Raw genomic sequence first — 11,466 nt, forward strand, 5'->3', positions numbered from 1 at the left:
ATGAAGGACTGGCGCGCGTTAAAGGACTGGACAGGGATCCTGGGCATTGGCGTCATCGCCATCGGCCTGGTGGTGGGATCCGCCTTTACCGGTTGGACGGCTGTGCCCCTGAGCATGCTGGCAACAGGTTTGGCCCTGCTGGTGGCTTGGGGCATCACCCACCGGCAGGAGGTGGGGGTCTTCCTCGGTTTGCGTTCCACCCAGACCAACGCCAACATCCTGGTGGCGGCGGCGGCGATGGCCGTCATTCTGGTGCTGGTGAATGTGGTGGCGGTGCGCTACGACCTGCGGCTGGATCTCACCGAGGAGGGCCTGTTTACCCTGTCGCCCCAAACCCGGCAATTGGTGCAGGGATTGGCGCAGCCGGTCAAAGTTTGGGTGGTCACCACGGCGCCGGATCCCAACTTGCGGGAACAACTGGAGCGCTATCGCCGCCTCAACCCCAACCGCTTCCAGTTTGAGTTTGTGGATCCCAACCGGGATCCCTTGACCATTCAGCGGCTGCAGGTGACCCAGAACAACACCCTGGTGGTGGAGGCCGGAGAAAGCCGGCAACAACTGCCTCAGCCCCCTGCCCCTGATCTGGAGAGCAAACTGACCCCCGTCCTGTCCAAAGTGGTCAACCGAGGGGAGTTGCTGGCCTATTTCGTGCAAGGGCACGGGGAAGTGGGGCTGGAAGCGAGGGAAGGTACTCCAACTCTGGCCCAGGCGGCGGCAGCCCTGGGTCAGGAAGGCTATCGGGTAGAGCCCCTCAACTTGGTGCAATCGGGGATCCCAGAAGAGGCGGATGTCCTGGTGCTGGCGGGGCCACAGCGGGCTTTGTTCCCCGGCGAGGTGGAGAAACTGCAGGATTATCTGGCCGAGGGAGGACGGCTGCTGTTGCTGATCGGGCCGCGGGTGGATGCCGGCCTGGATCCCTTGCTGGAAGAGTGGGGCGTGGTCTTGGGGGATGACATCCTCATTGAGGTGAGCAGCGTCAGCCAACTGTTGGGGACAGGGCCGGCGGTTGCCCTGGTTACTACCTACGGGGATCACCCCATCACCGCCCCCTTGGCGGCCCAGCGGCTAATGACCCTGTTCCCCCTGGCCCGCTCTGTGGAAACCGAAGCCCGCGAAGGGATCCAAGCCACGCCCTTGCTGCGCACCGGCCCGCAAAGCTGGGGGGAGACCAGTCCTGAGCTGGAACGTGGCCCCTTGCAATTCGATCCGGATCAGGACAAGCCCGGCCCCCTTACCCTGGGCGTTGCTTTAACCCGCCGTCTGGACACCGACCCAGAACAGGGCTCGGGATCCCGGCAGGAGGCCCGCCTGGTGGTGATCGGCAATGTCAACTTTGCCCTCAACGGCAACTTGCGGCAGCAGGGCAACCGGGATCTCTTCTTGAACACCCTCAACTGGCTGACTGAGCAAACGGAGCAGATCTCCATCCGCCCCAAATCCCTCACGGATCGCCGTCTCACCCTGACCGGTCAAAACTTCCGCTGGCTGGTGCTGGGATCGACGGTCCTTTTGCCCTTGGCGGCCCTGGGTTCCGGAGCTGCCCTGTGGTGGCAAAGACGGTAGAGCTGGAGGAAAGCAGGCATGTTCAAGCGAACCACCTGGATTCTCCTGGGTTTGGCGGTGGCCTGTTTGCTGGGCTACTTCCTCTTGGACAACATCCAGCAACTGCGTCAGGAGCAACAGGCGGAGCGAGCGCGGCTGTTCCATTTTGCCACCGATACCATTGCCCGCATTGAAATCCGCCAACAGAAAGAGGGGGAACCCGTTCGCGGCAGCGGTGCGGAGCACTTGGAAATCCTTTTGGAGCGCAATCCAGAAGAAGAGGGATCCCGCTGGCGGATTGTCAGTCCCATTCAGTCAGCGGCGCTGGACTTCCCCATTGAGCAGTTGCTCAACACCTTCTCCCGCCTCACTCCCCAAATCACCCTAGAGGGGGCCACCGACCTAGCCGCTTTTGGCCTGGATCAGCCGCGACACCAAATTGCCCTTTTCCCCAAAGAAGGGGATCCCTACCGCCTAGCCATCGGCAACGACAACTTCGACGGCTCTGGCTTCTACGCCCAGCCCGAAGGGGGACAGGTGGTGCTTCTAAGCAGTGCCCAGAAGGGATCCCTGTTGCCCTCTCTCTTGGCTTTGCGGGACAAGACTTTGCTTCAGTTTGATACAGCCGAGGTGAAAGCCCTGCAAGTGCAGTTGGCAGAGGCGGAGCCGGAAGTTGTTCGCCTGCAGCGGCAAGACGTTCGCGCCAGCGGTGCGGAGCACTTTACTTGGCAGATTGTCCAGCCCCGCGAGCTGCCTGCCGATGAGATCAACGTCAACCGCTTGCTCAATACTCTGGCCCGCCTGCAGGCCGTGGAGTTCCCCGCCGAGACCCAGACGGATCTAGCCCCCTATGGCTTGGAGCAGCCTTCCGCCCGGCTGACGGTAGAGCTGGAGGGCGGCAAAACCCTGAAGGTCGCTTTGGGATCGGAGAAAGATGGCCAGGTGTACGTCATCACCTCTGAGCACCCGGCAGTGGCCACCCTGCTCACCAGCACCGCCGATATTCTCCGCTCCGACTTGGAAGAGCTGCGGGATCACCGCATTGCCCGCCTCAACGCCAACCAAGTGGGCCAAGTCACCTTAGAATCCCAAGGGGAAAAGGTCACCCTCACCCCTCGGCCTTCAGAGAAGGGATCCTTGGAGCTGCGCTGGGAAAACCCGGAGCGACCGGGCCAGCCTGTGGATCTCGGCTCTCTGTTCTCCAGCCTAAATGCTGCCCGCGCCAAGGAGTTTGTGGAACAGGCCGACGCGGAAGCCCAAAGGGTGTTGTCTGAGCCCGACCTACGGCTGACCTTTGAGCCCAAACCCGACGCCGAGCAGGATCCCTTGGCCCTGAGCTTGGCCTCCTCTGGCTTGCGGGCCTATGTGCAAAGCAGCCGCCAGCCGGACATTGCCGTGATCGAGCTGAGCACCTTCAACAGCCTGGAAACCGAAGTGAATCGCCTCTTGGAAGGCCAGCCGGAGAGCAAGGACTCTGCCCCACTCACGCGACCAGATCCCACTCCCTCGCCCCCGAGTTCCTAGAGCCTTAGCCAGCAGGGGTAGCTGTCTTCTCTTCCGCAGTTTGGGCTTCTTTTTTCAGGGCTTCCCCTTGTATCGTCAACACCGAGCAGGGGGCGCGGTGCAGCACGTAGTTGCTGACGCTGCCCAGAAACAGCTCGCTCAGGCCGGAGTGGCCGCGGCGGCCCACCACCACCAAGTCCGCATCCCAAGAGCGGGCCAGATCGCAGATGACTCGACCGGGGTTGCCGTAGTTGAGGGTGTACTCGGCGCGGATCCCGTGCTCAGCCGCTTTCTCCACCAGCGAGCGCAGGTAGTCGATCTGGTTTTGCTCGAAGATGGCACATTGCTCCCGGTAGGACTGCCACAGCTCGGCGCTGATGGTGGAGCTGTAATCTACCCCCAGGATCATCGGCGGCTCTGGGGCGCCCGGCTCTTCCTGAGACAGAACATGGAGAATCATCATCTGGGCCTGCATGGCCTTGGCCACTTGGACGGCCTTTTGAAATACTCCCTGGCTCAGCTCCGACCGATCCACTGCCACCAAAATCCTGCTGAACATATTGGCTTCCTCCAGATGGCTAACAGCGGGGCACAAGGCAGAAGCAGCGTGACTTCGGGGTTGACCTCTGACCCCTTTTCCCTCGACTCCAAGCTCCCCTCTGCTCTGCCCCACCTATCTGTGTTGTAGAAGATTTGGGTGAGAAAACCCCAGATATCTTGAACGAACTAGGCAGATTGGCAACGAAAGTTCAGAGATCTTGACACCGGTCAGAAGGCATCGCCTTGGGCTGCCCACTCCAACACCGCCTGCAGCGCCTCGGCCTGCTCTTGCCAGACTTGATCGAGGGGAGTGCCCCGCAGGATTTCCAGCGTTAGGGTTGGGATGTGCCGTTCCTGCCCCGCCCAAGTGCCCAGAGAACCGGGGGTGGGATAGCCAATGTCGGCGGCGACGGGCAAGCCGTTGCAAGCGGCCATCACCTGGGCCAGCTCAAGGGCAGGGCCGTTGTAGTTCACACAGGGGTGTGCCTGGCAGGAGTGGGCAGAAAGGATAAACTGGGGCTGAATCCGGGCCAAACTCGTCAACAACACTTGCGTTTCGGGCTCGGAGCCTGGGGCCGATCCGGGCGGATAACGAGCTTCCAGAGAGGCCGGGATCCAATCTTGGGTGGGCAGATTGCGGTTGAGATCGACGCCGTTGGCATTGAGACGTTGCCCCAAGGCACAGCCATCCGGGTTCAAGCGAGGGATCGCCCATAGGGTCGCTTTCCCGGCCAGGGATCCCCATCTCCCCGAGGCCACATAGCGCTCGATCAGAGTGTATCCTTCCACCTCGTCCCCGTGTACTCCGCCGATCAGCAGCAAGGAGCGGCTCCCTTGGGTGAGCTGCCAAAGGTGAATAGGACGTCCCTGCACCGAGTAGCCGATGACCTGCAGGGATCTCAAAGGTTCACCCGCAGCAAGTTCCTGAGACATGGGGGATCCCGGCAAGTCTCGCAACCGTTAGAACGGGAGATCGTCCGGCTCCGGTGGGGAAACCACATCCCCCTCAGAGGATTCCACAATCGCCGGTTCACCCATCCCCGTCAGAGAGAGGACGCGAGCGGATCCCAGCTGATGGACACGGCGCGCGGTGATCTCGGCCAGCTTTTCCTTGCGCCCATCTCGCTCCACCACATTCATGTGCAGTTGGCCTTCCACTGTGATTTGGTCGCCCACATGGCAGGTGCCCACCACCCTTTTGGCCAGTTCTCCAAAAGAGGAAACGCGCACCCGGTAGGGCGGCTCATCCGGGCGCAAGCTGGGAAAGCCAATCACCAAGGACGCAACAGCTAAGTTATCAGGGGTGTAGCGCAGCTCTGGCTCAGACAGAACCTCGCCCATCAACACAATCGAGTTCATAACGGAGCCATCCAGGGATAAGGGGCAGCTCAGCGCACTTCCATCATGCCCGCAGGCGGGGATCCCGTCAAACCTAGCCGACGCGGAGAGTCATGTGGCGCAGCACACTCTCGTTGATGCGCAGGTTTTTCTCCCAGGCAGCCACCGCATTGGGTTCGGCTTCGTAGTTGAACTGGATGTACAGACCCTCCTTGAACTTTTTCATCTCAAACCCGGCAAAGCGGCGCTTGCCCCTATTGGTAATCTCCACGTGGGTTACTCCGTTCTCTCGCAGGATCGCCTCCTGACTGCTGAGCAGTTGTTCGAGGGGTTCATCTGACAGATCAGGACGCACAATCAGCATCGTTTCGTAAGCGCGGGGCATGGAAGCGAGTTCTCCTTGAGGATCCAGTTGTAGAGACGCAGTGGACTATACTAGCTTTTCTTTCCTGCAACCGAAAAGGCTGCCGCCCAATTCCCATACCCTGGCCGCAGCAGCCAATGCAGGTGAGGCTGCTCACAAGAGGGGATCCATTGTCCGATACAATAGGGATTGCTTCATTGGCCGCTGGTTGGCCCGGCCAAGACACGCTGAATCGAGAGTTGGGATTCCAAGCATGAGCGCAGACGAAGTTTACAGCCGTGTTCGCAAGATCGTGTCCGATCAACTGGGCGTGGAAGACGACAAAGTGACCCCGGAAGCCAATTTCCAGAACGACCTGGGGGCCGATAGCCTCGATACGGTGGAGCTGGTCATGGCTTTTGAAGAGGAATTCGATCTGGAGATCCCCGATGAAGATGCAGAAAGGATCGCCACCGTGCAAGACGCTGTCAACTACATCCTCTCGAAGAAAGCTGCCTAATCTGCCTCCATACCCCTGGGCTAACACCGGACGATGGCTACTCTGGATCCCGCCACTGCTCTCAGGCCAACCCGCCGCGTTGTGATTACGGGGCTGGGCGCGGTCACCCCCATCGGCAACTCTCCTGCCGAGTTTTGGCAGAGCCTACTGGCAGGGCGCTGCGGCATTGGGCCGATTACCCATTTTGATGCCTCCCGCCACGATTGCCGTATTGCCGGAGAGGTGAAGGGATTTGATCCCCTCGACTACTTGGATCGCAAGGATGTCAAGCGCACCGACCGCTTTGTGCACCTGGCGATGGCGGCCACCCGGCAAGCCTTGGAGGACGCCGACTTTCACATCACCGATCTCAACGCTGAGCAAGTGGGGGTGATCTTGGGCACCGGCATCGGCGGCATCCGCGTCTTGGAAGAGCAGCAGACCATCTATCTGCAGAAAGGGCCGGATCGCTGTAGCCCCTTCATGGTGCCCATGATGATCGCCAATATGGCTGCGGGTCACCTGGCCATTCATTTTGGCGCCAAAGGCCCCAATTCCTGCACAGTTACGGCCTGTGCCTCTGGCTCCAACGCCATTGGCGATGCCTTTCGGCTCATCCAGAGGGGAGAGGTGCAAGTGGCGATTACAGGTGGCACGGAAGCGGCGGTTACCCCTTTGTCCATGGCGGGGTTCAGTGCCATGAAGGCCCTTTCCACCCGCAACGACACCCCGGAGCAAGCCTGTAGGCCCTTTGATCGGGATCGGGATGGCTTTGTCATGGGGGAAGGAGCAGGGATCCTGGTGCTGGAGGAGTTGGAGCACGCCCGCGCCCGCGGGGCCAAGATCTATGCGGAGATAGTCGGCTATGGCCTCACCTGCGATGCCCACCACATGACCAACCCTGCCCCTGGTGGTGAGGGAGCAGCTCGGGCGATGCGGCTGGCCCTCAAGGATGCCGGGCTTCAGCCTGGGGATGTGCAACACATCAATGCCCATGCCACCAGCACCCCTGTAGGGGATATCGCCGAGGTCCAGGCCATCAAGTCGGTCTTTGGCGAACATGCCCCCCGTTTGGCCATCAGCGCCACCAAGTCCATGACCGGCCACCTGTTGGGGGGAGCGGGCGGCATTGCCACGGTGGCCACAGCTTTGGCCATCCACCACGGCTGGGTTCCTCCTACCCTCAACTTGGACAACCCCGATCCCGAGTGCGAAGGGCTGGATTTTGTCCCCCACAAGGGGCGGCAGATGGCCGTTGAGGCCGCTTTGGTGAATGCCTTTGGGTTTGGTGGGCACAACGTCACGCTGGCCTTGCGCCGCTACTCTCCCGCTTGAAGGGCTTGGCCTATGTCTTCTCCCGAAAGTTCACTGCCCTCAGTTCGCCAACAGGCCTTGGCCGCTTTGACAGCGGAGCTGGCGCAGCAGGGTCACCCGCCCGAATATGCCCAGCACATGGCGGCGGCGGTTATTTTTCAAGCGGATTTGGATCTGTGTGCAGCTCAATTGGCGCGGGTGCTCAGTTGGCTGAAGCAAAACCATCCTCAGCTCTATCCAGAGGCAGTGCAATTGGTGGACGCCACTCGGGAAGAGTTCGAGCGTCGCGTTCAAAATGGATAGACAAGCCATCTGCTGTGATCTGAAGCAGGGATCCGGCAGTTGGGTTGCGGTCGTTAGCAGAGGGTGATGTCGCCCATATGGGGCTGCAAGGGGTGATCTTGAGCTGGAGTGGGGTGGTGGCCGATGACGAGAACTTGCACCTACAGGCCATCAACCAACTGCTGGTGGAAGAGAACCTGCGCCCCTGGAACCTGTGCTGGCCGAAGTCGGGATCCCCTGGGCAGCGGGAGCTCTATCGGCTGCAATACCTGGGCCGACCGGATCGAGAGCGCCTGCCGGCTCTGTGGGGGGATCAAGGGCGGGTGCTCAGCCCCAAACAACTGGAAGAGCTGCTGAAACGCAAGGCCCTATACTACCGACAGGCTTTGCAGGGGCAGAGGGAATTGCCTCTCATTCCCGGCCTGAGGGAAACTTTGGAGACGCTGGAGCGGCTGCAACTGAAGGTCGGCCTGCTGTGCGGCCAATCGGCAGCCGAGGTGGCCGCTTTTCTAGAGCGCTTCCAGCCATGCTGCCCGGCCCTGATGCGGTTGACCGATGGGGGATCCTACCGAGTGACGGGGGATGATGCAGGCCCAATGCTTTCCCCAGGACACTTGCACCGCCTGCTTTTGCAGCGGATGGAATTGCCTGCCCAGGAGTGCTTGAGCATTGAGGCCACCTACCCCGGCATTCAGGCAGCCCGTTCGGCAGGGATCCCAGTCCTGGCGCTGGCTACCTTCTTTCCTCTGCACATGCTGCAGCGGCGGGCCAATTGGGCGGTGGACGGCTACCACCAGGTGGAATGGGATCGCATCCGAAACTGGTTTGCCGGCGGGCAAGACCGTCCTTCGACCCCAGTTGAAGCAGAAGCGGAGGCCGGTTCCTTCAAGGGATCCCAGGGAGGTCAGCCCCAGCCCTAGGGCAGGATCAGCATGCCATCCCCAAAGGAATAGAAGCGATATCCCTGCTCGATGGCCTCTCGGTAGAGATCCAGCAGCCTTTGCCGCCCGATCAGCGCAGCCACCAGCATCATCAAGCTGGAGCGGGGCAGGTGAAAATTGGTGACCAGTCCCTGAACCACCCGCCAGGAGTAGCCGGGGTAGATGAAGAGATCGCTTTTCCCCTGCCAAGGCTGCAAGGTGCCAGAGGCTGCCGCGGTTTCCAAAGAGCGCACCACGGTTGTTCCCACCGCGATCACCCGCCCCCCGCGGGCTTGGGCTTTTTGGATGGCTGCTACCGTTGTTGCCGGCACCTTGAGCCACTCGCTGTGGAGACGATGCTCGGTTACCCGCTCCGCTTCCACCGGTCGGAAGGTACCCAGGCCGATGTTCAGGGTGATGTAGGCGGTTTGGATCCCTTTTTGGGCCAGCCGCTCCAGCAGCTCCTGGGTAAAGTGCAGCCCTGCCGTGGGAGCAGCCACCGAGCCGGGGTGCTTGGCCCAGAGGGTTTGGTAGTCTTCAGGGCGAACTTGTCCTGAGCCCGGGGATCCGGAAGCCTTGATGTAGGGAGGAAGCGGGATCCGGCCCACCTGTTCCAGGATTTCCTCAAAAGGCTGTGCCCCCTCCCACTCAAACTGCACCACTCGCCCACCGGTCTCCGGATCCAAATCCAGGACAGTGGCCCTCAGCCCAGAGGGGGATCCCTGCTTGCTCCAAAAACCAATCCGATCCCCCACCTTCACCCGTTTGCCCGGCCTGACCAAAACCCGCCAGCTCCACGCCTGATCCGGCAGAGGTTGCGCAGCGGCAGGGATCCCTTCCAGACAAGGCTCCAGCAGCAACACTTCGACCCGCGCCCCGGAGGGTTCCTTGGCCCCGAACAGGCGGGCCGGGATCACCTTGGTATCGTTGAGAACCAGCAGATCCCCCTCCCGCAGGTAGTCGGGCAGATGGCAGAAGCGGCGATGCTCGTGCCTATCCGGGTACACCACCAGCATCCGCGCCTGATCCCTGGGCTCCACCGGCGTTTGCGCAATCTGGTCTGGAGGGAGAGTGTAATCGTAGGAAGCTGTAAGCAGATCGGGATTGGACTCCCTATCGCCCAAAGGCTCAGCCTCACCGGGGGGAGCAGCAGCAGGCGAAAAAGAGTCAGGCATGGAGATGAATCAAGATGGGGTTCTACGTGGATCCAGCATAGCCAACCGGATCCCGCCAACCCTCTCCCTTTTGAGGGAAGCAGCTAAACCTTGGCCACCACCACCTGCTGCGGCTGATCCTGATACTTGCCAGCGCGGTCGGCGTAGGTCACTTGGCAGGGATCCCCTTCCAGAAAAAGAAGCTGGACCACCCCTTCGTTAGCGTACACACGGCAGTCAGCGCTGGAGGCGTTGGAAAACTCCAGGGTGAGATAACCCCGCCATCCCGCCTCAGCGGGCGTCAGGTTGGCAATCAGGCCCACCCTGGCATAGGAAGATTTGCCAATGCAGATCACGGTAATGTTATCCGGAACTTGCAGCCGCTCCAAAGACACCCCCAACCCATAGGAGTGGGCCGGGATGATAAAGTAATCCCCCATCTCGTCGTGGTGCAGCTCCACCGCTTCCAGATTCTTGGGGTTAAACCGCTTGGGATCCACCACCGTGCCGGGCACATGGCGAAAGATCTTGAACTCCACCGGCGACAGGCGGATGTCGTAGCCATAGGAGGACAGCCCGTAACTCAAAACAGGCCGAGACTCAACAGCGCGCACCAGCTCAGGACAGAAGGGCTCAATCATCCCTCGCCGCGCTTGCTCACAGATCCAGCGGTCGTTTTTCAACATGGCTACAGCCGGCTTCCTGGAGAGTGAGGGCACATCTGGTGGACAAGCTCCAGTCTTATTGGGACTCCGCCCCCCTGACGCGACCCGTGTTGCCTAGGTCTTTCGGAGCGGAAACTGTTTGCGCTAGCGGTGCGGAGCAACATGGGCTGCTGTAGGCATAGCACCTGTGCCGCTGACTTGAGGGGGATCCAGAGAACAGGCAACATTCCCATCGGCAGTGCGGAGCCCTGGGCCTGGGATGCCACGTAGGCGCAGCTGCGTGATCAAGTCGGCCCGCTCCAGAAACGAATCTGGCATCTCCGGCCCGGTGATCACCATGTCCATGGAGATGGGGCGCTGGTCGATTAAGCTCAGCACTTCCGCTTCTGGGATCAGGCCCAACTTCACAGCCAAGCTCAGCTCATCCAACACCACCAAGTCATAGCGGCCACTCCTGACAGCCTCCTGGGTAAATTGCCACAGCTCATCCAATGCCACCCGCTCCTCAGGCTCTAGGTGAGGTGTATCGATGCACCGGTGCAGGCGACAGCGAACCCACTCCAAGGATCTGCCCAGGGAGAGACGATTTTCGGGCCCCTGATTGATCCCACCCTTGAGAAATTGCACGATCAGCACCCGCGTTCCCTGGCCTGCCAAGCGCATCGCCTGAGCCATGACGGGCGTAAACATGCCCCGGCTGGGGTGGGTGTAAAGCTGCAGGGATCCCTGGGGAACCAACTGGGCGGAGAGGGATCCATTCTGCTGAAGGAAAAGCTCGCCGGCAGCAGGGCTGGCTTGAGCCGCAGGCTGTTTGGCGCGGGCTACAGGAGCGGCATCCTTGGAGGAAGGCATAGGATTTGGAGAAGCAGTGCAAACCACGTTCTATCTCGCGAGCAGGCTAGAGAACACGGCCCTAGGTTATAGGGCCTACAAGTGGTGGAGAGCGTCGGCTATGGATTCCATGAAACACCACCTGTGCGTATCCGTCAATGAGTCGGTTCTGCTTCTAGCTGGCATACAAATCATTCCCAATAGAGTAATAGAAAATACAATCCTTGCCCATCCTAGCCTTTTGGCACAAGAGGCAATACCTGAAAAGCTTTGACAGGGGATCTCAATAAAATTTCAGGCCTAGCCCAGAAGCTTGTGTGTGGGGCTATCTCACTTGAGTATAGAGGTGCTCTATAAAAATTTGAGAAAAAGATCAATTTCTTCCAAATAAGATTAGGTTGTGTTGATCTTTCATTTGAGCCAAAAGAGAGCACTGACGGGATAGAGAAAACTCAAGAAGTTCCTGGCCAATTTGTCAAAACGAGAACATAGATGCCGGTACTGCTTTAACTTATGAAAAAAGCATTCGATTAAA

The 11,466-nt window shown here is 60.2% G+C and carries 13 protein-coding genes and 1 pseudogene; 6 read left to right on the plus strand and 8 right to left on the minus strand.

Annotation, left to right across the window (positions count from 1 at the left end; all coding sequences use genetic code 11):
* Complete coding sequence (locus ACVWZJ_RS02795; RefSeq protein WP_457394448.1) at nt 1–1,563, plus strand: GldG family protein; 1,563 nt, start codon at nt 1–3, stop codon at nt 1,561–1,563.
* An 18-nt stretch (nt 1,564–1,581) separates the two neighbouring features.
* On the plus strand, nt 1,582–3,066 hold the full coding sequence (locus ACVWZJ_RS02800; protein ID WP_457394451.1) for a DUF4340 domain-containing protein: 1,485 nt from the start codon (nt 1,582–1,584) through the stop codon (nt 3,064–3,066).
* 4 nt (nt 3,067–3,070) lie between these two features.
* On the opposite strand, the gene ACVWZJ_RS02805 is transcribed toward ACVWZJ_RS02800, so the two are convergent.
* The 4 genes from ACVWZJ_RS02805 to rpsF all read right to left on the minus strand — a co-directional run bounded on the left by ACVWZJ_RS02805 (nt 3,071) and on the right by rpsF (nt 5,308).
* Nucleotides 3,071–3,604: a universal stress protein gene (locus ACVWZJ_RS02805; protein ID WP_457394453.1), complete on the minus strand. Its 534-nt coding sequence runs from the start codon at nt 3,602–3,604 to the stop codon at nt 3,071–3,073.
* Between the two features lie 209 nt (nt 3,605–3,813).
* Nucleotides 3,814–4,518 (minus strand): M14 family zinc carboxypeptidase, encoded by a 705-nt coding sequence (locus ACVWZJ_RS02810; protein WP_457394456.1) that lies wholly within the window; start codon nt 4,516–4,518, stop codon nt 3,814–3,816.
* 27 nt (nt 4,519–4,545) lie between these two features.
* On the minus strand, nt 4,546–4,944 hold the full coding sequence (locus ACVWZJ_RS02815) for a single-stranded DNA-binding protein (RefSeq protein ID WP_457394459.1): 399 nt from the start codon (nt 4,942–4,944) through the stop codon (nt 4,546–4,548).
* 73 nt (nt 4,945–5,017) lie between these two features.
* Nucleotides 5,018–5,308, minus strand: coding sequence for a 30S ribosomal protein S6 (gene rpsF, locus ACVWZJ_RS02820; RefSeq protein ID WP_011433268.1), 291 nt, complete (start codon nt 5,306–5,308; stop codon nt 5,018–5,020).
* A 232-nt stretch (nt 5,309–5,540) separates the two neighbouring features.
* On the opposite strand from rpsF, the gene ACVWZJ_RS02825 reads away from it, so the two are divergent.
* From ACVWZJ_RS02825 to ACVWZJ_RS02840, 4 genes are all read left to right on the plus strand, one after another.
* A complete protein-coding gene (locus ACVWZJ_RS02825; protein ID WP_414343279.1) occupies nt 5,541–5,786 on the plus strand; it encodes an acyl carrier protein in 246 nt (81 codons plus the stop codon).
* Between the two features lie 33 nt (nt 5,787–5,819).
* A complete protein-coding gene (gene fabF / locus ACVWZJ_RS02830; RefSeq protein ID WP_457394462.1) occupies nt 5,820–7,100 on the plus strand; it encodes a beta-ketoacyl-ACP synthase II in 1,281 nt (426 codons plus the stop codon).
* A gap of 12 nt (nt 7,101–7,112) precedes the next feature.
* On the plus strand, nt 7,113–7,382 hold the full coding sequence (locus ACVWZJ_RS02835; RefSeq protein ID WP_414343277.1) for a hypothetical protein: 270 nt from the start codon (nt 7,113–7,115) through the stop codon (nt 7,380–7,382).
* 77 nt (nt 7,383–7,459) lie between these two features.
* Nucleotides 7,460–8,281, plus strand: a complete 822-nt coding sequence (locus ACVWZJ_RS02840; protein WP_457394465.1) for an HAD family hydrolase — start codon at nt 7,460–7,462, stop codon at nt 8,279–8,281.
* On the opposite strand, the gene queA is transcribed toward ACVWZJ_RS02840, so the two are convergent.
* The 4 genes and pseudogenes from queA to ACVWZJ_RS02860 all read right to left on the minus strand — a co-directional run.
* A complete protein-coding gene (gene queA, locus ACVWZJ_RS02845) occupies nt 8,278–9,456 on the minus strand; it encodes a tRNA preQ1(34) S-adenosylmethionine ribosyltransferase-isomerase QueA (RefSeq protein ID WP_457394468.1) in 1,179 nt (392 codons plus the stop codon). The genes ACVWZJ_RS02840 and queA overlap by 4 nt on opposite strands.
* Before the next feature lie 83 nt (nt 9,457–9,539).
* Nucleotides 9,540–10,121: a dCTP deaminase gene (gene dcd, locus ACVWZJ_RS02850; RefSeq protein ID WP_011433274.1), complete on the minus strand. Its 582-nt coding sequence runs from the start codon at nt 10,119–10,121 to the stop codon at nt 9,540–9,542.
* A gap of 123 nt (nt 10,122–10,244) precedes the next feature.
* Nucleotides 10,245–10,952, minus strand: coding sequence for a cob(I)yrinic acid a,c-diamide adenosyltransferase (locus ACVWZJ_RS02855; protein WP_148202730.1), 708 nt, complete (start codon nt 10,950–10,952; stop codon nt 10,245–10,247).
* 390 nt (nt 10,953–11,342) lie between these two features.
* Nucleotides 11,343–11,466, minus strand: a pseudogene (locus tag ACVWZJ_RS02860) (IS5-like element ISSoc13 family transposase); the annotation flags it as partial.

It is taken from the genome of Thermostichus sp. OS-CIW-29, assembly GCF_054058195.1.